Origin of the sequence: Stakelama flava (assembly GCF_019351405.1) — a bacterium.
GTDB lineage: Bacteria > Pseudomonadota > Alphaproteobacteria > Sphingomonadales > Sphingomonadaceae > Sphingomonas > Sphingomonas flava_A.
Genome location: NZ_JAHWZX010000002.1, coordinates 117,040 through 135,311, shown reverse-complemented (window position 1 = coordinate 135,311; position 18,272 = coordinate 117,040). Strand labels below are relative to the sequence as shown.

Here is an 18,272-nt window from a genome sequence, read left to right as displayed (position 1 = left end):
TTACAGATGTGTAAGCAGCGACTTTGGCCGACGCAAGTTCACATGCGGCTTTCGCCCGCCGTCCAGGTCACGAGGATCGAAAACGCGCCGATGCCCAGATCGACCGCCGCCTGCATGCGGTGCGGGGCCGGGTCGGCGCGGTCATGGGTCAGGATGCTGATATCCGCACTGGGATGACGGATCGCCAGCGTTGCGATCAATGCCACCAGAAACGTCAGGGCCACCGCGCGTCGTTGCGTCATCGCATCCACCTTTCGTTGCAACACCATGCGTTACCGCCAAATTGCCGTGACGGCAACGGGTTACGCCGCCGCCGCGATTCTTTCCGAACGGCGCGCCCGGTCTCGTCCGGCGCTTTTCGCCGCGAACAATGCCCGATCGGCATTATGGTACAATCGCTTCCAGTCGCCTTCGCTGGTTAGCGGCCCGGTGCAACTGCCGATGCTTGCGGTGATCGACAGGTCGAACGGCATCCGCGCGGCACGTATCCAGGCAAGCAATTCGTCGGGGTTCAGCGCTTCGCCCGACGGTTGCGCGATCGCGAACTCCTCGCCGCCGATCCGCGCGACCAGGGCATCTGCTGGGACTGTGGTGCGCAGCGTGCGTGCGAATACGCGAAGCACTTCGTCGCCGCCGTCATGGCCGATCGTTTCATTGACCTGTTTGAAATGGTCGAGATCGGCCAGGAACAATGTCAGTTCGCCCTTGACCGCCATCGCTCTCACCAAAAAGGCGCGCCGGTTGAGCAGCCCAGTCAGCGGGTCGGTATCGGCAAGCAGGCGCGCGGCAAGTTCCTGTGCGCGCGCTTCGTCGCGCTCCTTGGTGAGCAGGCGGATGCGATAGGCGATCGCGACCGTCGACATCACCGCTTCGAAACTCATCGCCAAGATGGTTGAATTGTCGATCCAGAAATCGGGGCGGATAATGCCCAGCCCTGACGCGATGCGAAGGCAGGCGAACAGCAAGGGGACCGCCCATGCGGTCGCGAACAGCCACAGATGCGGACTGCGCCGCTGCCTCGCTCGCCAGACGATTGGAATAATCAGCGGAAGAATCGCCGCGAAGCTGAGCGAAACAAGCGTGTCGAGCAACGCGATCCGCCAAGGGGCGAGCAGCACGAAAGCGGCGGTCGCCAGAGCCAGAAGACCCGTCATCCGGTTGGCGGCGCGCGGTATCCGGCTTCCGGCCAGTTCGGTTTCGAAAAAGCTTCGCGCGAAGAACAGCGCAGCCGCCGCAGCGCAGGCGATGAACAGATAGTTCAGCCGGATACGGTCGGTATTGGCGATGTCGGGCAGCCACCATGCAAGCGCGCCCGACGAGGTGCAGGTATAGGCGCCCAGCGCGACGACCATCGCGCAATAGGCAAGCTGGAACCGGTGGCGCAACGCCGCCCACATCGCCAGATTATAGGCGAGCAGCGCGGCGCACAGCCCGCCGAACGCGGCGTAGATCGCGCCCATTTGCAGGTTCGCAGCGCTGCTTTGTCGGGGCCGAGCAAGCCGGGGGGAGACAAGGATGCCGCGCACATTGGCCGAATCGTCGATTTGCCAGAGCAGCCGTTCGGGTGCGCCATATTCCCTTGGCAATTCCCATTCGATCATCGCGCCCATCTGGATATGTCGGGATGTCGCTGCATCGTCCAGCGCCCAGCTGCGGATCGTGCCGTCGCGGTACAACGCGTGCAGCGTGATGCCGCGCTGCCAGACGCTGGCGATGCGAACCCGGCTGCGGCGCTCGACATGGTCGATGCCCACCAGCGGCTGGCTCATCACCCAATAATCGCCCGGACCGAAGCTTCGTTGCGGTGTGGCGCAATCGAACCGACGGGCCTTCGCAAATAATTTGCGCGGCGTGTCGTCGGTTTCGGTGCGAAGCGTGCATACCCGCAATGGCGCGCCCACCACCGCGCCCGACACCTTAGCGCGCGCCTGCGAGGGCAACGCGAATGCCGCCGCGGTCAGCCACAGGACCAGCACGCAGAAGCCCGAAAGAAATAGCCGCCCCCGATTCATGAAGATGCTTTACCGGTCATTATCCAACAAACGGTAAATACGCTTTCGTAACGATTGGAGCGACGCCGGGCGATGCGATCCCCGGCGCTTCATGGCGGTGAAATCCGGACTGCGGCGCCTCTGCGGGGACCGCAAGGGCGATAGCGCCATGGGTTGGGATCAATGCGACCAGCAAAAAAGCTGCGGGCAAACGAAAAGGGCCGGCGCATCGCTGCCCCGGCCCTTTGGTCTTTTATCGCTTTCGCGTCGGCTTATTTCGCCTCGGCCTTTGTCTTTTTCCCGCCGCCCTTCTTACGCGGTTTTTTCGGCGCGGCCGGGGTGATTTCGAACGACAGTGCGTCGTCTTTCAGCGTCACATTGACCTCGCCGCCATGGACCAGCTTACCGAACAACAATTCCTCGGCAAGCGGCTGCTTGACCTTTTCCTGGATCAGCCGTCCCATCGGACGCGCGCCGTACAGCTTGTCATAGCCGCGCTCGGTCAGCCATTGCTTGGCACCATCGTCCAGCCGGATATGCACATCGCGATCGGCAAGCTGCAGTTCGAGCTGCAGGATGAATTTCTCCACCACCCGCGCAACGACGTCGGTCGGCAGATAAGCGAACGGCACGATGGCATCCAGACGGTTGCGGAATTCGGGGGTGAACAGCTTCTTCACCGCCTCCTCCTGCACATCGTCGCGGCTGATATTGCCAAAGCCGATCGATTCCTTGGCCATGTCGGACGCGCCGGCATTGGTCGTCATGATCAGGATGATGTTGCGGAAATCCACCGTTTTGCCGTGGTGATCGGTCAGCTTCCCGTTGTCCATCACCTGAAGCAGGATGTTGAACAGGTCGGGATGCGCCTTCTCGATCTCGTCGAGCAGCAGCACGCTGTGCGGGTTCTGATCGACCGCATCGGTGAGCAGGCCGCCCTGATCATAGCCGACATAGCCCGGAGGTGCACCGATCAGCCGGCTGACCGAATGGCGTTCCATATATTCGCTCATGTCGAAACGCTGGAGCGGGATGCCGAGAATCTCAGAAAGCTGGCGCGCAACCTCAGTCTTGCCGACGCCGGTGGGGCCGGAGAACAGATAGTTGCCGATCGGCTTGTCGGGATCGCGAAGCCCCGCCCGGGACAGCTTGATCGCGCTCGACAGCACCTCGATCGCTTCATTCTGTCCGAATACGACCCGCTTCAGATCGGTTTCGAGGCTGGCGAGAACCTTGGTATCGTCGTTCGACACGCTCTTGGGCGGGATGCGCGCCATCGTCGCGATGACCGCCTCGATCTCCTTGGGCGTGATCGTCTTTTTCCGGCGGCTGACCGGCACTAGCATCTGCATCGCGCCCACTTCGTCGATCACGTCGATTGCCTTGTCGGGCAGCTTGCGGTCGTTGATGTAACGCGCCGACAATTCGACCGCCGACTTGATCGCGTCGGGGGTGTATTTGACGTCGTGGTGATCCTGGAACGCGCCGCGCAGCCCGGTCAGGATCTTGATCGTATCCTCGACGCTGGGTTCGTTGACGTCGATCTTCTGGAACCGGCGAAGCAGCGCGCGGTCCTTTTCGAAATGGTTGCGGAATTCCTTGTACGTGGTCGATCCGATGCAACGGATCGTGCCGCCCGACAGCGCGGGTTTGAGCAGGTTCGACGCATCCATCGCGCCGCCGCTGGTCGCGCCCGCGCCGATGACGGTGTGGATTTCATCAATGAAGAGCACCGCGTGCGGCAGCTTTTCCAGTTCGTTGACAACCTGTTTCAGCCGCTCTTCAAAATCGCCGCGATAGCGCGTTCCGGCCAGCAGCGCGCCCATATCGAGCGAATAGATCACCGCTTCCTTCAACACGTCGGGAACATCGCCCTCGACGATCTTGCGCGCCAGCCCTTCGGCGATCGCGGTTTTGCCTACGCCCGGATCGCCCACGTAAAGCGGGTTGTTCTTCGACCGGCGGCACAGGATCTGCACCGTCCGATCGACCTCCGGGCCGCGCCCGATCAGCGGATCGACCTTACCCTGTTCGGCCTTTTCGTTCAGGTCGACGCAGAACTGCTTCAGCGCGCTTTCGCCCTTGTTCTTCTCGGCCTTGGACGATTTCTCGTCCTCGGCGCCCTTGGGCGTCGCCGCTTCGGCGGCCGATGCGCCCTTGCCCACGCCATGGCTGATATAGCTCACGGCATCGAGGCGGCTCATATCCTGCTGCTGTAGAAAATAGACGGCATAGCTTTCGCGTTCGGAAAACAGCGCGACCAGCACGTTCGCGCCGGTCACCTCGTCGCGACCGGACGACTGGACATGCAGGATCGCGCGCTGAACCACGCGCTGGAAACCGCTGGTGGGGGAGGGGTCGGTGACGCTGTCGACTTTAAGGGCGTCAAGCTCGGTATCGAGATAATGCGCCACCGTGGTCTTCAGTTCACCCAAATCGACGCCGCACGCGTTCATCACCTTGGACGCATGCTCATCATCGACAAGCGCGAGCAGCAGGTGTTCGAGCGTCGCATATTCATGGCGACGCGACGATGCGGCCTCCAACGCCTTGTGCAGCGTGGATTCCAGGGCGGAAGCGAAACTTGGCATTACATCATACTCCAGCGGGACGCAGGAAGTGTGCGTACCCTTTCATCATATGTCGGAAGCACGTCGTCCGGACTCAAGGCCGGGCTTTGTATCGTGCTGCACCGCCGCGAAAATCCGCCGTTGCGTGGCCGCGACATGGTCTGTCGGGCGTGGCATTGGCGGGTCTTGCGGGGGTCGGCGCATCATCGCTTGAACAGCGCCTCGGCATTTGCGCGGTGTGCGCTCGACGCATCCTTGTGACGCCGCGTGCGCCCGATCTCGCTTTCCAGCGCGGCGATGCGCGCATCGAGTTCGGCCACCGATAGGGGGTCGAGATCCTGCCTCGCCAGTTCGGCGAGCAGGTCGCCCCGGCGGGGCGGGAAGGACTCGTCGGCTTCCATGACACGCACAGCGTTGACCGTGGGCCGGCGGATGTCAATAAGGTGGGCGCAAGGGGCACGTACTTTGGGGGATTACGACGATCATGACGCTTCCCGATACGATGACGGCGATCGATCCGGCGCAGGCGGGCGGGCCGGAGGTGCTTGTGGCGTGCGAACGCCCGGTGCCGCGCCCACGCGCGGGCGAAGTGCTGATCCGGGTCGCTGCGGCGGGCGTCAACCGTCCCGACGTCATGCAGCGCCAAGGCAACTATCCCCCGCCGCCCGGTGCGCCGTCGATACCCGGGCTTGAAATCGCCGGCACTATCGCGGCGCTGGGCGAGGATGTCGGGCAGGAACATCTGGGCCAGCCGGTCTGCGCGCTGGTCGCGGGCGGCGGCTATGCCGAATATGCGCTGGCCCCGGTCGGGCAGTGCCTGCCGGTCCCCGACGCGCTGTCGATGGTAGAGGCAGCGGCGATGCCCGAAACGCTGTTCACCGTGTGGACCAACCTGTTCGAACGCGCTTATGCCTCTGACGGCGACACGGTGCTGGTTCATGGCGGAACCAGCGGGATCGGCACCATGGCGATCAGCCTTGCCAACCTGTTCGGGCTCACCATCATCGTTACCTGCGGTTCGGACGATAAATGCGCGGCGGCAAAGCGCCATGGTGCGGACTATGCGATCAATTACAAAACGGAAGATTTTGTCGAACGCGTCGCCGACATAACCAACGGTGAAGGCGTCGCCGCAGTGCTCGACATGGTCGGCGGCGATTATGTCGCGCGCAACCTGAAATGCCTGGCGGAGGACGGTCGCCATGTTTCGATCGCGGTCCAGCGCGGGGCGAAGGCGGAAATTCCCATCTTCGCCATCATGCAGCGCCGCCTGACGCTGACCGGATCGACGCTGCGCGCGCGCGACACGGCGTTCAAGGCGCTGGTCGCCGACGAACTGCACCGCACCGTATGGCCGCATGTCGAGGCGGGGCGGCTGAAACCCCTGATCGACAAGAGTTTCGCGCTCAAGGACGCGGCAAAGGCGCATGCCCGGATGGAATCGGGCGACCATGCGGGCAAGATCGTTCTCACGACCGGCTATACCCCCTGAACCAATGGCGGAGCGGCAGGCCGCCGCGCCGCTTTCCCTGTTACAGTCCGGTTAAATCGCCGTCGCGCGAACTGTAACAATTGTCCGTCATGTCGCGGATACGCGAAAACGGGGCATGGGGGCGGTTCAGGACATGGCTGTAATCACCAGAGTACCGATCGATGGCTATCTTGCCGATTTCCTGGCCGGGGGGTCGGCGGTATCGGACGATCCGGTAACCCGGCGACGCCAGTATCGCACCGTCTGGATTTCGGACATTCATCTGGGCACGCGCGGTTCCAACGCCGAAATGCTGATCGACTTTCTCGACCATGTCGACAGCGACACCATGTATCTGGTCGGCGACATCATCGACGGATGGCGGCTTAAGAAGAAATTCTACTGGCCCGCCACGCATAACGACATCGTCTGGCGGATTTTGAAACGGGCGAAGCGCGGCACCCGCATCGTCTTTATCCCCGGCAATCATGACGAGATGTTTCGACAGTTCGCCGGGCTGAATTTCGGCGGCGTAGAAATCCGGCGTCAGGCGGTGCACGAAACAGCCGACGGCAGACGGCTTCTGGTCCTGCACGGCGATGAATTCGACGCGATCACGCTGTCGCATCGCTGGCTCGCGCATCTGGGCGATGCCGCATACACCATGATGATGACGCTCAACCGCTGGGTGAACGGCTATCGCCGGGCGATGAGGCTGCCATATTGGTCGCTGTCGAAACACGCCAAGAAAAAGGTGAAGAACGCCGTAGAATTCATCTCGAACTTTGAAACCGTCATGGCGCGTGAAGCGGGCGCGCGCGGCGTAGACGGCGTAATCGCCGGTCATATCCACACCGCCGATGCGCGCACGATCGGCGGCATCGAATATTATAACGATGGCGACTGGGTGGAGGGCTGCACGGCGCTGGTCGAACATTTTGACGGGCGGATGGAAATCCTCCACTGGGCGGACGAGATCGCGCGGCGCGACGCCGATGCGCGGGCAAGCGCGGTACGGGCAGCGGCCTGACCCCATGCGCATCGCCCTCGTCACCGACGCCTGGGAACCACAGGTCAACGGCGTGGTACGCACCCTGCAATCGGTGCGCACGGTCCTTGAGGCGCAGGGGCACCGCGTCCTGGTCCTCTCGCCTGACCGCTTCCATTCGCTTCCCTGTCCGACCTATCCCGAAATCCGGCTGGCGATGGCGGGAACGGGCAGGGTGGGTGACCTGCTCGCCGATTTCGCGCCCGATGCCATCCATCTCGCGACCGAAGGGCCGTTATGCATTGCTGCCCGGCGCTGGTGCATCCGGCGGCATTTCCCCTTCACCACCGCGTATCACACGCAGTTTCCCGACTATATTTCGGCGCGATCGGGCGTGCCGGTCGACTGGGTCTGGCGCTATATTCGCTGGTTCCATGCACCTGCTGAGGCGGTTCTCGCTTCCACCGCGTCGATCCGCCGGACACTGAACGATCATGGCCTTGCCAAAGTGCGGCAATGGGGCAGGGGGGTGGACCTGCACCATTTCCATGGCGACGTGACGCCCAATCCCACGCTGGCGCATCTGCCGCGCCCGCTGCAACTGTATGTCGGCCGCGTGGCCATTGAGAAGAATCTCGAAGCGTTTTTGCAAAACCAGCATCCGGGTACGAAAATCGTCGTCGGCGATGGCCCGGCACGGCCGGCGTTGGAGGCGAAACACCCACGCGCGATCTTTCTGGGCGCGCGCTTCGGGGAGGAACTGGCGAGCATATATGCGGCCGCCGATGTTTTCGTCTTTCCCAGCCGCACCGACACGTTCGGGCTGGTGATGATCGAAGCACTCGCCTGCGGCACGCCGGTCGCGGCTTTTCCCGTCACTGGTCCAATGGATATTCTCACCCGCGGCGTCGGCGCGATGGACGAGCGGCTGGAAGACTCCATAGCTGAAGCTCTGAAAAAAGATCGCGCGGCGTGCGCTCGCTACGGCGCGGGGTTCACCTGGGAAGCAAGCGCGGCGCAGTTTTTGGGCGCGCTGGCCCCGATCGCGGCGAAGCGGCACGCGGCCTGATTGAACGCCGCCCCTTGCCCTTGTCGGCAAGCACGGCTAGATCGGGAAATAGAGGTCGGCCGCTCCGCGAGGGGCGGCCCTTATTGTTTGTGGAGAATTTCCGCCGTGTCACAGCCGCTGATGCCGCACGCGACCGCTTCCTGGCTGGTCGACAACACCGCGCTTTCCTTTGAACAGATCGCAGATTTCTGCGGCCTGCACATTTTGGAGGTGCAGGCGATCGCGGACGATACCGCCGCGACCAAATTGACGGGGCGCGATCCCGTTCGCGCGCATGAAGTGACGATGGAGGAGATCGAAAAGGGGCAGGAAGACCCCGATTATCGCCTCAAGATGCAAAAGGGCCCGGAACAGATTCGCCGGACCAAGGGGCCGCGCTACACGCCGGTTTCCAAGCGGCAGGACAAGCCCGACGGCATCGCCTGGATCATCCGCAATCATCCGGAAATCTCCGACGGCCAGATCGGCAAGCTGATCGGCACCACGCGCACGACCATCGCCGCGATCCGCGATCGCAGTCATTGGAACATCGCCAATATCGTACCCAAGGACCCCGTGACGCTGGGCCTGTGTTCGCAGCGCGAACTCGACGCGGTCGTGGCAAAGGCGGCAAAGGCCGCCGGCATCGATCAGCAGCCGACCGATACCCGGCTTGAAGGCGACCGTGAAGCATTGATCGAGGAACTGCGCGCCGAACGCGAACAGGCCGCCCGTGACGCCGAAGCGGCGGCGCTTGCCGAAGCGCGCGGCGAAGAACCCGAAAAGCCCGCCTTCGAAGACCCCTTCAAACATTGACGCGCCGGGCGGACCATCGTCCGCCAGACGCGCCCTTGCGGCCTCGGACCTCCAAACTGTGCCGCTCTTAACCGGCCGCCCCTTCGTCATTGCGAACCCGCGACGCGGGTGAAGCAATCCAGCGTGGCAAGAACTGCCGCCGGATTGCTGCACAACCTTTGCCGCTCGCGATATCGAAAGGAGAGGGGCAAGGCTGCGGCGGACGATCCGGCGCAGCCCCGGCCGCTATCAGTGCCCGGCGGCTGCCTGATAGTCCATGTTCTTCAGGTCGGTGAGCAGGTCCGGCCCAGTGGGTTGCCAATCGATCCGTTCGCGGGTGATCGCGCTGCTGGCGGGCATGTCAAGGCTGGCGAACATCGCGAACCAGCCGAAATGCGCCTGCGCTTCGTCTTGCGATAGCGACACCACCGGCAGGTTCAGCCCGGCCCCGACGACTTGTGCGATCGCGCGCGCCGTGATCCCTTCTTCGGCCACCGCATGATAGCGGGTGCCCGGTGCGCCCTTGTTAAAGGAAAGCGCGTACAGTTTCGCGACGTCGCTGACATGCGCGGCGGGCCAGCGGTTCGCTCCTTCGCCGACATAGGCGACCGATCCCTTTTCGCGCGAAATCTGGATATAGGGCGTAATCAGGCCCTGACGAACTGTGTCGTGAACCTGCGGTAGCCGCATCACCAATATGTGCACGCCATCGTCAAGCAGCGCCTGCGCCGCGATTTCCGATGCGACGCGCGGATTCGGATGGGTGGTATTGCAGATGTCTTCCGATGCAGGACGGCCGTCGCCGGAGTCTCCCATGCCGGTCCCCGACGTGATCATCAGCGGCCGGTCGGACCCCTTCAGCACCGATCCCATCGCGGCGATTACGCGTCGGTCCTTTTCGCAATTTTCCACGAAATTGGAAAAATCATGGTCGAACGCGGTGTGGATCACGGCATCGGCCTTTTCCACCCCCGCCATTACGCTTTCCGGATCCTCCAGAGTCGCGCGGTGCGCGGTTGCGCCAGCCTGTGCCAGCGAACGTTCGCCCGCGTCGGATCGCGTCATCCCGATGACTTCATGACCGCCCGCAATCAATTCGGGCACAATCCGCGATCCGATGAACCCGGTCGCGCCAGTGACAAATACACGCATCTTCAAACTCTCCGATATTGTTCGGACAGCCAAGATGCGCTACCAAATTTCCTATTAAAGTAGTGACGTTATCATGGTATGATGAACAACAGGAATACCACGCCGCAGCCACGGGAAAATTCGCTCGGCATCTTTTTGCGTGATCGCAGGATGCGGCTTGACCCGGCCAGTCTGGGCCTGCCGGTGGGGCGGCGGCGAACGCCGGGGCTGCGCCGGGAAGAGGTGGCGCAACGCGCCAATATCAGTCCGACCTGGTATACCTGGCTCGAACAGGGGCGGGGCGGAGCGCCGTCGGCGGATGTGCTCGAACGCATCGCGGCGGGGCTGATGCTGACCGAACCCGAGCGGCAGCATCTGCATATCCTGGCATTTGGCCATCCTCCCGAAGCACGCTACCGCGCGCCGGAAAACATCATCACGCCGCGCCTGCAACGCGTGCTGGACGCCGTTCCCGCCAGCCCGGCGATGATCAGGTCGGCGACCTGGGACGTTCTGGCCTGGAACCGCGCGGCGACGGCGCTGCTGATGGATTATTCGCAGCTTCCCCCGGACCGGCGCAACATCCTGCGAATCATGTTCAGCGATTCGCGCATGAAAGCGGCGCAGGAGGATTGGCTGCGTGTGGCGCGGTTTGTCGTGGGAGCGTTTCGCGCCGATGCAGTCCGTGCGGGCGCGGGCGCGGAAATCGAAAGGCTGGTTGCCGAACTGTCCGATATGAGTCCCGAATTCGCAATGATGTGGCGCGATAATGAGGTGCTGGGCGGTGGAGAGGGGACCAAGCGTATCCACCATCCCGAACTCGGGCCGCTGGAACTCGAATTTTCCTCCTTTTGGGTGGAGGGGCGATCGGACCTGACCATGATGGTCTATACGCCTGCAACAAGTGAGGTAGCACGGCGCATTGATGCATTTCTCGAACGCGATAGCGGCTGAGGGGGGCATTGGCCGCGCGCGTCGCAAATCGCGGCTTGACCGAAATGCAAAACTGTTCTTTTTATGTTCTGTTTGCGTCGAAGGGGAATCGCGATGGCCGAAAATTTGATTTTCTATACCAATCCGATGTCGCGCGGGCGGATTGTCCGCTGGATGCTGGAAGAGGTGGGGCAGCCTTATGAAACGCAGCTGCTCGATTATGCATCGACGATGAAGGGCGATGCCTTTCTCGCTATCAATCCGATGGGAAAGGTTCCCGCGATCCGGCATGGCGATCATGTCGTCAGCGAATGCGCGGCGATTTGCGCCTATCTTGCCGATGCCTTTCCGCAGGCCGGCCTTGCCCCCGATCCCGCCCACCGCGCCGACTATTATCGCTGGCTGTTTTTCGCAGCAGGTCCGGTGGAACAGGCGGTGACCAACAAGGCGCTTGGCTTTATTCCCGGCGCGGATCAGATGCGCATGGCGGGCTATGGCAGCTATGACCTGACCGTCAATGTGCTGGAACGCGTGGTGGCGGCGGGACCCTATGTAACCGGCGACGCCTTCACTGCCGCCGATGTGTATCTCGGCTCGCAGATCAACTGGGGCGTTCGTTTCGGCACCCTGCCCGAACGGCCCGCATTTACTGCATATCTCGAACGAATCCTTTCGCGCGACGCCTATATCCGTGCGTCGCAGATGGATGATGCGCTGATGCCGGAAGGGGCAGGGGCGCCCGGCTGATCGTTTTTAGCCGCCGCGCTCGCTCAACCGGTCGAGAATCGCCTGTCGCTGATCGTCGCGCAACGTGCTCCAGCGGGTGATTTCGTCAAGCGTGCGGCGGCATCCCTTGCACCGGTCGGTATCGGGATCGATCCGACAGACGCCAATACAGGGGCTGGCGACGCGGGCCGGCGGGACGCTTTCGACAAAATCGTCCTCGTCCCTCGGCAAAGGCCTTCAGGCGCCCAGCTTGACGTCCAGAAAGGCGGGGATGGGGCCATTCCAGTCGTCGGGCGTGGCGAGTGCCGCGTCGGATACGCGCTCTTCCCGTCCGGACCCCGCGCGGCCTTTGCGCGGACTGGTGGCGGGCCTTTCCGCTTGTGCCTTCTGCTTCGTCGCGGTGCGCGATTTACGAGCCGGTTTTGCCTGCGCGTCCGCAGTGTCGGAATCCGCCTTCTTCGCGCCGCCGCGCCCACGCCGGGGCTTTTTCTCGTCCGCGGAATCATCCGCCTTCGCTTTGTCCAGCGCTTCGGCGGGGCTCTCCAGCCGCTCGATTTTCTGGCCGATCAGCTTTTCGATATTGTCGATATTTTCGGCATCGTCGCTGGTGACGAAGGTATAAGCAATGCCCTTCGCGCCCGCGCGTCCGGTACGCCCGATGCGGTGGACATAATCGTCCGGGTGCCACGGCGCGTCGAAATTGAAGACATGGCTAACCCCCTTCACGTCCAGCCCGCGCGCGGCGACGTCGGACGCGACCAGGATATTGACCTGGTTGGTCTTGAACAGGTCCAGCTCGGCAAGCCGCGCGGGCTGGTCCATGTCGCCGTGGATTTCGCCCGACGCAAAGCCCGATCGCTTCAGGCTCTTGTTCAGTTCGCGCACCGTTGTCTTGCGGTTGCAAAAGATGATCGCGGTGCGAACCTCTTCCTGCGCCAGTAATTTGCGCAGCATATCGCGTTTTCTGTCCTGGCGGACAGGCACGGCGAACTGCTGGATATTGGTGTTGGTGGTCGCAGGGCGCGCAACCTCGATCGTTTTGGGATTGTCGAGGAATTTATCGGCCAGCTTCTTGATCGGCGGCGGCATGGTCGCCGAAAACAGCAGCGTCTGGCGCTGCTTGGGCAGCTTGGTGCAGATATTCTCGATATCGGGAATAAACCCCATGTCGAGCATCCGGTCCGCTTCGTCGATGCACAGCAGCGAACAGCCGGTCAGCAGGATGTTGCCGCGTTCGAACAGGTCCATCAGCCGGCCCGGCGTCGCGATCAGCACGTCGACGCCCTTTTCCAGCGCCTTGATCTGGTCGCCCATCGAAACGCCGCCGATCAGCAGCGCCATTTCCAGCTTGTGATGCTTCCCGTATTTTTCGAAATTCTCCGCCACCTGATGCGCCAGTTCGCGCGTCGGTTCGAGGATCAGCGATCGCGGCATGCGCGCCCGGCTGCGGCCATGCGCGAGGATGTCGATCATCGGCAGCACGAAGGACGCGGTTTTGCCCGTCCCCGTCTGCGCCACGCCGATGACGTCGCGCATCATCAGGACGCTGGGAATCGCGCTCGCCTGAATCGGAGTCGGCTCATCATAGCCGGCATCACGGACGGCGTGCAGAAGTTCGTCGGAAAGGCCGAGATCGGCAAATTTCATATCATGACCGGAAAAGCGGCGGCAACGGCGCCGGAAAACGGGAACGCGCTCGCGGATTTCGGGCCGATTGTCAAGCGTTGCGCGATGGAATCAATGCGCCGCGACCAGCCGGCGAAAGCTTTCGATCTCGCAACTGCCGCCCGCGCGGGACCGGATCGCGTCGCGGTCCGCGCAAATCTTTCCATCGCTTCCCGGCGCCAGATAGAAGCCCGAATAAAAGTCGAGCGCGGGGCAATCCGATCCCAGCTTGGCGCGCAGGCGGCTGCCGTCGCGCAGCATCAGGTCGACCGAATGGGCATCGGTGATCGCCGCGCCGACAAATTCGCCCGCCCGCTGACAATGGTCGGCCTTTTTTTCGTGCCAGCGCACCGGGCGTTCGCGCAGCATCGTGACCCGCGGGTCACGGACGCGCGGGATACGGATGATGATCCGTTGATGCACGGTCACCTGCGCCGTAGCCGCCGCCCCGACAAGGGTCGCCGCGCCGGCGCAGGGAACGCCAAGGGCGGCGAGAATGGTGAGGGGAACGAGACGCACGACGGCGAAGGTAGCGACGGCGATTTAACCGCCGATGAATTGGCCTCGGTCACGGCGTCATGCTACCGGCCGATACATGGCCAATGCATCGCAAAAAGCGCTTATCGATTTCGTTCGCGACCGGTTTGGGGAACGGCCGGTCGTCACGAACGTCGACGACATCGCCCCCTGGCTGGTTGACTGGCGCGGCCGTTATCACGGTGCCGCGCCTGCGATTCTCCAGCCCGATTCGACCGAACAGGTCGCCACGATCGTTGGCAAGGCGGGCGAACTTGGCGTCCCGCTTGTGCCACAGGGGGGCAATACGTCGATGGTGGGCGGCGCGACGCCCCCCGCGGACGGCAGCGCCGTGATCCTCTCGCTGCGCCGGATGAACCGGATCCGCTCGCTATCCGCCGAGGATAATCTGGCGATCGCCGAAGCGGGCGTGATTTTGCAGACGCTCCACGAAACGGCCGAAGCGTCGGGGCGCCGCTTCCCGTTGACGCTGGGCGCGCGCGGCAGCGCCACGATCGGCGGCCTGGTATCGACCAATGCGGGGGGCACGCAGGTGCTTCGCCATGGCACGATGCGCGGGTTGGTCGCCGGCGTTGAGGCGGTTTTGCCCGACGGCGCGGTGCATGACGGCCTGGCGGCGCTGAAGAAAGACAATCGCGGATATGACCTCAACCAGTTGCTGATCGGTGCGGAGGGCACGCTGGGCTTCATCACAGCCGCGACGCTTCGGCTGGTGCCGGCCATCGCCAGACGAGCGGTTGCCTGGGTCGGCCTCGATCACCCGCGCACCGCGCTGAAGCTGCTGCGCGAAATCGAAGCGCGCAGCGATGCGGTGGAGAGTTTCGAGATCATTCCGGGCGATTCGCTTGCGCTGGTGCTGTCGGCCATTCCCGATACGCGCGCGCCGCTTGCCGGAGAATATCCCTGGCATGTGCTGATCGAGGCGGTTGGGGGGGAGGGCGATCCGAATGACCCCCGCGCGCTGCTCGAATCGGTGCTGGCCGAAGCGCTGGAGGCGGGCACGATTGCCGACGCGGTGATCGCCGCGAGCGAGGCGCAGGCCACGGCATTCTGGAAATTGCGCGATTCGCTTTCCGAAGCGGAACGTTCGGCGGGGCCGGCGGTCCAGCATGATATTTCGGTTCCCGTGGCCGACATGCCCGATTTCATGGTGGATGCCGCGAAGCGGGCGGAAGCGCGCTTTCCCGGCACCCATGCCACCGCGTTCGGTCATCTGGGCGACGGCAATGTCCATTTCCACGTCCGCGCGCCACAGGGATCGCAATGGGATCAATGGTATGCACAGGAAGCGGAGACCATTTCCCGCTTCGTCAATGATATGGTGGTCGCCGCCGGCGGATCGATTTCGGCGGAGCACGGCATCGGGCAAATGAAGCTGCGCGAACTCGAACGGCTCGGCTCTCCTGCACGTCTGGCCACGCTTCGCGCGGTGAAATCGGCGCTCGATCCGCGTAATATTTGCAATCCGGGCAAATTGGTAGCGCTTGCGCCCGCTTCGCGCGACACATAGGAAGCGAAACGAGATTACATCAGGAGATTTTCATGGCCAGCGCGCCGCAGACCCAATCGCTTCCGCTGTTTTACAAGGATTTGAAGCCGCTTTCGACGCAGGAACATGCCAGGTTCAAGTTGAGGGCCGCCGAAAAGGCCCCGTTCGTCAAGGATACGCATGCGGTTCCGCTGACGGTGGAGGAGTTTCCGATGGTGCAGCGGCGAATGCCGATCGTCTTTTCAATGGGCGACGAACCCGTTCCGCTGGCGCTGATGGGACTGAACGAAGGGGTGAACCTCTTCTTTGACGATGAAGGCAAGCTGACCGAGGAGGGCGCCTATGTGCCCGCTTATGTGCGTCGCTACCCCTTCCTTCTCGCCAAGCTGCGCCCCGAAGCCGAAGAGCTTTCGCTCTGCTTCGATCCGACGTCGGACATCGTTGGCGAATTTGACGAGGGCGAGGCGCTGTTCGATGACGACAAGCCTTCCGAATTCACCAAGCAGGTGCTTCAGTTCAACGAGAATTTCGAACAAGCGGGCCAGCGCACTGGCCAGTTCATGCGCGAGATCAAGGAACTGGGCCTGTTGATGGACGGCGAAGTATCGATCCAGCCCGAAGGCGCTCCGCAGCCGTTCATCTATCGCGGGTTCCAGATGGTCGACGAAAAGAAGCTGAACGAGCTTCGCGGCGATCAGCTTCGCAAGATCGTGCAGAACGGCATGCTGCCGCTGATCTATGCCCATCTCATGTCGCTCAGCCTGATGCGCGACCTGTTCGGGCGGCAGATGCGCACCGGGCGCATGCCGCAGCCCCAGGCGCAGGTCTGATCGCGATGGCGAGGACCGCTTTCAACCAGAGGCGCTATTCCCGTGGCGCGATCGCGTTCCACTGGATCATCGCGGTCCTCGTCATCGCCAATCTGATTTACGGCCTCTTCCATGAATCGCTTTTCAAGGGGGCGGGTCTGATGCCGGTGCATATGGCGATCGGCATCACTGTTCTTGTGCTCAGCATCGCTCGGCTCGCTTGGCGGCTGACCCATCGCGTGCCGCCACTGCCCGCTTCGCTTCCGGGTTGGGAAAAGGGGCTTTCGCACCTTGTCCACTGGATATTCTACGCCCTGATCATTCTGATGCCGCTCAGCGGATGGGCGATGACGTCGGGCGGCCGGCATCCGCATCCGGTAAGTTGGTTCGGGCTGTTCGACGTTCCCATGCTGCCGGTCAGCGGCGGCATGGCCGGTGCGGGCCACGAATTTCACGAGATTTTCGGTTATGCCATGGCTGCGCTGGTGGTGCTGCATATCGCTGCTGCGCTGCGTCATCAGTTTATTTTGCGCGACGGTGTGCTGGGCCGGATGATGCCGGGCGTCGAACCGAGTGGCAGGAAGCGATAAACCGTTCTTGAAGGCGGGGGGCAGCCCGCCTATATCCTGTTTACACGGTCTCGTGTTCCCCCCTTTCGCGGGATCGTGCGACACGCCCCCGGGCGTGTCTCCTCCCTGAACCTTGGCCACCTCGCGCCTGTCGCGAGGTGGTTTTTTTATTCCGCTGCCACAGCGCCGGGAATTGCCGCTTCGGCGAGCGCATCGATAACGCGGCGCAACATCGCAGCGACCTCTCCCGCTTCTTCGTTGAGCCATTCCATCGCGCCATCCAGATATCGGGTGCGATCGATTTCGATCTGGATCGCGTGGATGCCGCGTTCGGGGCGACCATGGGTGTCGAGAATATGCCCGCCTGCATAAGGGGAATTGGTCGCCACCCGCATCCCGCTTTGCGTTGCTGCCGCTTCAGCAGCACTGGAAAGGCGCCCGGTCGCGCTTCTGCCGAACCGGTCGCCGATCACGATGTCGGGCGGATCGGCACCCGGCAGACCCGGCATCGAATGGATGTCGAGCAGCACCGCAATCCCGAACCGGGCGCGGGCAGCGCGCAGTAATTCTTCCAGTGCAGCATGATAAGGGCGGTGGTCGATACCGATCCGCTCATCAATCTCCTGATTCGTGAAGCGGCGGTTCCAGATATGGTCGAAGCCGCTGCTGCGGCGCGGCACCAGCCCTAGTCCCGCGCGAAGCTTTGCGCTGCTGCGCGGGCGACCTTGCGCGCTTACGTCCGCCTCGACCTGCGGATCACGCTCCCATTCGGCGCGGTTGAGGTCAATCCACGCGCGCGGCCGCCGGGCGATGAGCAGGGTTTCGTGACGTCGGGCGGAAAGCGTGACTTCGTCGATCAGCCGGTCCTCAAGCGGCAGCAGCGCCGCCAGCGGCACGTTCAGCGCATCGAGCAACGCGCCGGGATAGGCGCGCCCGGCATGCGGGACCGAAAGAATGACCGGACAGACCGGTATCGCGGGCCCGTGAATATGATAGGAGGGGGCGTTGTCGCCGTTCACGCGGGACACGCTAGGGCGCGGGACGGAAGCTGACAAGCGACGCTTGTGTCTGGAAAATCTTAAGGTCTTCGCGCATAGAAGGGCGCGGGCGGGGTGATGATGTTCAGAATTTTGCTGGCCGAAGACGAGCGCGGAATGCGCGAATATCTGACTCGGGCATTGGAACGCTCGGGCTATGACGTAACGGCGGTGGATCGCGGGACCGCTGCCATACCATTACTGGAAAACGAACGGTTCGATCTTTTGCTGACCGATATCGTGATGCCGGAGATGGACGGGATTGAACTGGCCCAGCGCGCGGGCGAAATGGCGCCCGACCTGCGCGTGATGTTCATCACCGGTTTCGCGGCGGTGACGCTGCGCGCGGGCGAATCGCTGCCCAATGCGCGTGTTCTGTCAAAGCCGTTTCACCTGCGCGAACTGGTACGGGAGGTCGATCGCATGTTCGAACGGGAGGTGGCGCCGGGGGGGCGCGGATAAATTTTCGATAAAGTCGCGCGCACGGGTTGTCAGGGGGGCAAACCCCGGCTA

Annotated in this window: 19 protein-coding genes; 10 read left to right on the top strand and 9 right to left on the bottom strand. The window is 62.9% G+C overall.

Annotation, left to right across the window (positions count from 1 at the left end):
• Positions 1-38: 38 nt before the first annotated feature.
• From KY084_RS02775 to KY084_RS02760, 4 genes are all read right to left on the bottom strand, one after another.
• Positions 39-242, bottom strand: a complete 204-nt coding sequence (locus KY084_RS02775; RefSeq protein WP_219236907.1) for a hypothetical protein — start codon at positions 240-242, stop codon at positions 39-41.
• 60 nt (positions 243-302) lie between these two features.
• Positions 303-2,012, bottom strand: a complete 1,710-nt coding sequence (locus KY084_RS02770; RefSeq protein WP_246586822.1) for a sensor domain-containing diguanylate cyclase — start codon at positions 2,010-2,012, stop codon at positions 303-305.
• Positions 2,013-2,263: 251 nt separating this feature from the next.
• Positions 2,264-4,582, bottom strand: a complete 2,319-nt coding sequence (gene clpA / locus KY084_RS02765; protein WP_219236906.1) for an ATP-dependent Clp protease ATP-binding subunit ClpA — start codon at positions 4,580-4,582, stop codon at positions 2,264-2,266.
• A 182-nt stretch (positions 4,583-4,764) separates the two neighbouring features.
• The gene (locus tag KY084_RS02760) at positions 4,765-4,962 is read right to left on the bottom strand and encodes a DUF1192 domain-containing protein (protein ID WP_219236905.1); all 198 of its coding nucleotides are present in this window, start codon (positions 4,960-4,962) and stop codon (positions 4,765-4,767) included.
• Positions 4,963-5,045: 83 nt separating this feature from the next.
• Between KY084_RS02760 and KY084_RS02755 the strand changes: the two genes are divergently transcribed.
• The 4 genes from KY084_RS02755 (at position 5,046) to KY084_RS02740 (ending at position 8,884) form a co-directional block, all read left to right on the top strand.
• Entirely contained in the window at positions 5,046-6,053 is a 1,008-nt protein-coding gene (locus tag KY084_RS02755; protein ID WP_246586821.1) for an NAD(P)H-quinone oxidoreductase, read from the top strand.
• A gap of 133 nt (positions 6,054-6,186) precedes the next feature.
• Positions 6,187-7,062 carry a UDP-2,3-diacylglucosamine diphosphatase gene (locus KY084_RS02750; protein ID WP_219236904.1) on the top strand — a complete coding sequence of 292 codons (876 nt, stop codon included), beginning with the start codon at positions 6,187-6,189 and terminating at the stop codon, positions 7,060-7,062.
• A 4-nt stretch (positions 7,063-7,066) separates the two neighbouring features.
• Positions 7,067-8,089: a glycosyltransferase family 4 protein gene (locus KY084_RS02745; RefSeq protein WP_219236903.1), complete on the top strand. Its 1,023-nt coding sequence runs from the start codon at positions 7,067-7,069 to the stop codon at positions 8,087-8,089.
• A 105-nt stretch (positions 8,090-8,194) separates the two neighbouring features.
• Positions 8,195-8,884 carry a DUF1013 domain-containing protein gene (locus KY084_RS02740; protein WP_343227938.1) on the top strand — a complete coding sequence of 230 codons (690 nt, stop codon included), beginning with the start codon at positions 8,195-8,197 and terminating at the stop codon, positions 8,882-8,884.
• A 228-nt stretch (positions 8,885-9,112) separates the two neighbouring features.
• On the opposite strand, the gene KY084_RS02735 is transcribed toward KY084_RS02740, so the two are convergent.
• Complete coding sequence (locus KY084_RS02735; protein ID WP_219236902.1) at positions 9,113-10,015, bottom strand: SDR family oxidoreductase; 903 nt, start codon at positions 10,013-10,015, stop codon at positions 9,113-9,115.
• Between the two features lie 81 nt (positions 10,016-10,096).
• On the opposite strand from KY084_RS02735, the gene KY084_RS02730 reads away from it, so the two are divergent.
• Together KY084_RS02730 and KY084_RS02725 are read left to right on the top strand one after the other, a co-directional pair.
• Complete coding sequence (locus KY084_RS02730) at positions 10,097-10,948, top strand: helix-turn-helix transcriptional regulator (RefSeq protein WP_425516714.1); 852 nt, start codon at positions 10,097-10,099, stop codon at positions 10,946-10,948.
• 93 nt (positions 10,949-11,041) lie between these two features.
• The gene (locus tag KY084_RS02725) at positions 11,042-11,674 is read left to right on the top strand and encodes a glutathione S-transferase family protein (RefSeq protein ID WP_219236900.1); all 633 of its coding nucleotides are present in this window, start codon (positions 11,042-11,044) and stop codon (positions 11,672-11,674) included.
• Between the two features lie 6 nt (positions 11,675-11,680).
• On the opposite strand, the gene KY084_RS02720 is transcribed toward KY084_RS02725, so the two are convergent.
• The 3 genes from KY084_RS02720 to KY084_RS02710 all read right to left on the bottom strand — a co-directional run bounded on the left by KY084_RS02720 (position 11,681) and on the right by KY084_RS02710 (position 13,837).
• A complete protein-coding gene (locus KY084_RS02720; RefSeq protein ID WP_219236899.1) occupies positions 11,681-11,884 on the bottom strand; it encodes a DUF1289 domain-containing protein in 204 nt (67 codons plus the stop codon).
• Positions 11,885-11,890: 6 nt separating this feature from the next.
• Entirely contained in the window at positions 11,891-13,300 is a 1,410-nt protein-coding gene (locus KY084_RS02715) for a DEAD/DEAH box helicase (RefSeq protein WP_219236898.1), read from the bottom strand.
• Between the two features lie 90 nt (positions 13,301-13,390).
• On the bottom strand, positions 13,391-13,837 hold the full coding sequence (locus tag KY084_RS02710) for a hypothetical protein (protein WP_246586819.1): 447 nt from the start codon (positions 13,835-13,837) through the stop codon (positions 13,391-13,393).
• Positions 13,838-13,913: 76 nt separating this feature from the next.
• Between KY084_RS02710 and KY084_RS02705 the strand changes: the two genes are divergently transcribed.
• Genes KY084_RS02705 through KY084_RS02695 form a run of 3 tightly spaced genes read left to right on the top strand, consistent with a single transcriptional unit; the run spans position 13,914 to position 16,743 of the window.
• A complete protein-coding gene (locus tag KY084_RS02705) occupies positions 13,914-15,365 on the top strand; it encodes an FAD-binding oxidoreductase (RefSeq protein WP_219236897.1) in 1,452 nt (483 codons plus the stop codon).
• Between the two features lie 32 nt (positions 15,366-15,397).
• Positions 15,398-16,174, top strand: a complete 777-nt coding sequence (locus tag KY084_RS02700) for a SapC family protein (protein ID WP_219236896.1) — start codon at positions 15,398-15,400, stop codon at positions 16,172-16,174.
• A gap of 5 nt (positions 16,175-16,179) precedes the next feature.
• Positions 16,180-16,743, top strand: coding sequence for a cytochrome b (locus KY084_RS02695; protein ID WP_219236895.1), 564 nt, complete (start codon positions 16,180-16,182; stop codon positions 16,741-16,743).
• Positions 16,744-16,889: 146 nt separating this feature from the next.
• Here the strand turns inward: KY084_RS02695 and KY084_RS02690 are convergent, their stop codons facing one another.
• Complete coding sequence (locus tag KY084_RS02690) at positions 16,890-17,741, bottom strand: N-formylglutamate amidohydrolase (RefSeq protein ID WP_343227937.1); 852 nt, start codon at positions 17,739-17,741, stop codon at positions 16,890-16,892.
• Between the two features lie 99 nt (positions 17,742-17,840).
• On the opposite strand from KY084_RS02690, the gene cpdR reads away from it, so the two are divergent.
• On the top strand, positions 17,841-18,221 hold the full coding sequence (gene cpdR / locus KY084_RS02685; RefSeq protein WP_281421876.1) for a cell cycle two-component system response regulator CpdR: 381 nt from the start codon (positions 17,841-17,843) through the stop codon (positions 18,219-18,221).
• The last annotated feature ends 51 nt before the right edge of the window (positions 18,222-18,272 follow it).

Excerpts from the sequence above, each read along its gene's own strand:
- KY084_RS02775 (WP_219236907.1), bottom strand. The coding sequence starts at position 242 with ATGACGCAACGACGCGCGGTGGCCCTGACGTTTCTGGTGGCATTGATC.
- KY084_RS02770 (WP_246586822.1), bottom strand. The coding sequence starts at position 2,012 with ATGAATCGGGGGCGGCTATTTCTTTCGGGCTTCTGCGTGCTGGTCCTG.
- clpA (WP_219236906.1), bottom strand. The coding sequence starts at position 4,582 with ATGCCAAGTTTCGCTTCCGCCCTGGAATCCACGCTGCACAAGGCGTTG.
- KY084_RS02760 (WP_219236905.1), bottom strand. The coding sequence starts at position 4,962 with ATGGAAGCCGACGAGTCCTTCCCGCCCCGCCGGGGCGACCTGCTCGCC.
- KY084_RS02755 (WP_246586821.1), top strand. The coding sequence starts at position 5,046 with ATGACGCTTCCCGATACGATGACGGCGATCGATCCGGCGCAGGCGGGC.
- KY084_RS02750 (WP_219236904.1), top strand. The coding sequence starts at position 6,187 with ATGGCTGTAATCACCAGAGTACCGATCGATGGCTATCTTGCCGATTTC.
- KY084_RS02745 (WP_219236903.1), top strand. The coding sequence starts at position 7,067 with ATGCGCATCGCCCTCGTCACCGACGCCTGGGAACCACAGGTCAACGGC.
- KY084_RS02735 (WP_219236902.1), bottom strand. The coding sequence starts at position 10,015 with ATGCGTGTATTTGTCACTGGCGCGACCGGGTTCATCGGATCGCGGATT.
- KY084_RS02730 (WP_425516714.1), top strand. The coding sequence starts at position 10,097 with ATGAACAACAGGAATACCACGCCGCAGCCACGGGAAAATTCGCTCGGC.
- KY084_RS02725 (WP_219236900.1), top strand. The coding sequence starts at position 11,042 with ATGGCCGAAAATTTGATTTTCTATACCAATCCGATGTCGCGCGGGCGG.
- KY084_RS02715 (WP_219236898.1), bottom strand. The coding sequence starts at position 13,300 with ATGAAATTTGCCGATCTCGGCCTTTCCGACGAACTTCTGCACGCCGTC.
- KY084_RS02705 (WP_219236897.1), top strand. The coding sequence starts at position 13,914 with ATGGCCAATGCATCGCAAAAAGCGCTTATCGATTTCGTTCGCGACCGG.
- KY084_RS02700 (WP_219236896.1), top strand. The coding sequence starts at position 15,398 with ATGGCCAGCGCGCCGCAGACCCAATCGCTTCCGCTGTTTTACAAGGAT.
- KY084_RS02695 (WP_219236895.1), top strand. The coding sequence starts at position 16,180 with ATGGCGAGGACCGCTTTCAACCAGAGGCGCTATTCCCGTGGCGCGATC.
- cpdR (WP_281421876.1), top strand. The coding sequence starts at position 17,841 with ATGTTCAGAATTTTGCTGGCCGAAGACGAGCGCGGAATGCGCGAATAT.